This is a genomic window from Streptomyces tailanensis (genome assembly GCF_008386495.1).
GTDB lineage: Bacteria > Actinomycetota > Actinomycetes > Streptomycetales > Streptomycetaceae > Streptomyces > Streptomyces tailanensis.
Map to the genome: position 1 here is coordinate 1 of NZ_VTHJ01000180.1, position 1,205 is coordinate 1,205.

The following is a 1,205-nucleotide window of genomic DNA, read 5'->3' on the forward strand; positions in this document are numbered from 1 at the left end:
AGCCAACGCACCCTCAGCATCCCGTCGTCGAGCGGCTGGGCCAAGCGCGAGCTCACCGGCATCGAGCTGCCCAGCGGGGCCGCCACCGTCACCGTGCGGGCGTCGGGTTCCGGCGGCGTCACCGTCGACCAACTCTCACTGGTCAAGATCTCTGCTGACGCGCCATCGGGACAGCGATACGAGGCGGAAACCGCACCGGCGGTGTGCCAGGGCACGATCGACTCGAACCAAGCGGGCTTTTCCGGTAGCGGGTTCTGCAACGGCAGTGCCGCTGCGGGGGCCTTCGCGCAGTTCACGGTGACCCCGGCGACCGCTGGTACGGCGACGGTGGCAGTCCGGTTCGCCAATGGCTCCAGTAGCGGTACGAGGCCGGCGAACCTGATCGTCAACGGATCCACGGTGGGGACCGTTTCGTTCGAGTCCACTGGTGCGTGGACGACGTGGACGACCAAGACCGTGACCGTCTCGCTGAACGCCGGCAGCAACACCATCCGGTTGGATCCGACCACGGCAGCCGGACTACCCAACGTCGACTACCTCGATGTCGGTGCCGCGGCCAGCTGACATCCCGTGCTCTGCCGGTCTTCTCGACCGGCAGAGCGTACGGAACAGCCCATGCCGCACGTACGTCACATCGTCAGGAGAAGGACATGAGCAGCAAGCGTCTGCCCCGCGCCATCGCGGTCACGACGACGTTGGTCACCATGGTGTCCGCGAATTTACTCATGGTGCCCAAGCCGGCCCATGCGACCTTCGGAACCGCGGACATCAAGCCGATCGAAAGCAATATCGCTGCCAAGCCCTGGGCCGCGGCGACGGCCGCCACCGGCTCGTCGAACGCCCGTCTGGCCATCGACGGCGACCCGACGACGTCCTGGCAACCCGGTCGTGCCGGCGCCCGTCAGTGGCTCACCGTCGACCTCGGTGGAACCTACGACAACCTGCGTAAGGTCAAGGTGCTCTTCCCGGATCGTGGCGTGGCCCACCGGTACGTCGTCGAGGCTTCATCCGACGGTCGCCGGTGGAAGACCATCGCCGACAGGTCCCACAACCGAGCCGTGTCGCGAGGGGAAGTACACCTGTTCACCCGGCCGGCAACGCGCTTCGTCCGGCTGACCTTCACAGGTGGGCCGGGCCGTGCCCAGGCAGGTGTCAGCGAGCTCCAGGTCTTCAACTACCTGCGCGACGACCTCACCCTCGGCGCC

2 protein-coding genes are annotated in these 1,205 nt (G+C 67.1%); both read left to right on the forward strand.

What is annotated here, in order from left to right:
* Window positions 1–564: carbohydrate-binding protein (locus F3T56_RS45930; RefSeq protein WP_149831380.1), on the forward strand; the 564-nt coding region annotated here is incomplete at its 5' end.
* Between the two features lie 86 nt (window positions 565–650).
* Window positions 651–1,205: discoidin domain-containing protein (locus tag F3T56_RS45935; protein WP_149831381.1), on the forward strand; the 555-nt coding region annotated here is incomplete at its 3' end.